This window comes from Mesorhizobium sp. M1A.F.Ca.IN.020.06.1.1, from assembly GCF_004023265.1.
Taxonomy (GTDB): domain Bacteria; phylum Pseudomonadota; class Alphaproteobacteria; order Rhizobiales; family Rhizobiaceae; genus Mesorhizobium.
Map to the genome: position 1 here is coordinate 1 of NZ_RZSR01001571.1, position 735 is coordinate 735.

Sequence of the window (735 nt, forward strand, 5' to 3'; positions counted from 1 at the left end):
CCCTTGGCGACCGCGCCGATGACGCGGGCAACTTCCGCGGTGGGCTGCACCATGTCCTCGATCAGGTCGTTGACCGAACGGACGCTCGATTCCCAGCTGCCTTTGGCGTTCCTCACATGGCCGCGTTCGCCGATGCGGCCGTCCTTGCCGACGACCCTGCTCAGCCGCGCAAATTCTCGCGCCATCTGGTCGTTCAACTCGACGATCTGATTGAATGTGTCGGCGATCTCGCCGTTCAACCCTTCATAAGAATTCTCGATGCGGACGGAGAAGTCACCGTTTCGAAAGGCTTTGAGGGCGTTGAGTATCTGACGGGAATCGAATTGTTCCTTTGACGAACGAGAAACGCCCACACTCCCCTCCGCGCCTGCCCCGACAGCTATATTAAGCCGAGGGCCAGAACGCATCGCGGCCTGTTTGGTTCCGTGCCTGTTTGAACAGGTGGTTAATCAGATGTGGCGAAGCTTGCCGCAGAGACGCTCAGGCCGGATTCTTATGCAGCCGAACTGCCCGGCTCTTCTTCTCCGGCATTCGGATCGCCCGGGGCCGTTGCCCAGGCGAGCTCGACCAGCGTCACCGTGCGGCGGCCAGCACCGTCGATCTGGCACACGATCAGCCCCTGCTCCTCGATGTAATCGAGCAGGCGCCGGGCGCGACGCAGCGAATGCGAGCCATAAGCGCGGGCGATCGCCGCGTCGCTCGGACAGGGCCAGCCTTCCTTCGCCGCCCTCGCGA

Annotated in this window: 2 pseudogenes; both read right to left on the reverse strand. The window is 62.6% G+C overall.

Annotated features, from left to right (window positions below):
• A pseudogene (locus EOA60_RS35605) lies at positions 1-353 on the reverse strand (chemotaxis protein); the annotation flags it as partial.
• A gap of 140 nt (positions 354-493) precedes the next feature.
• Positions 494-735, reverse strand: a pseudogene (locus EOA60_RS35610) (ATP-binding protein); the annotation flags it as partial.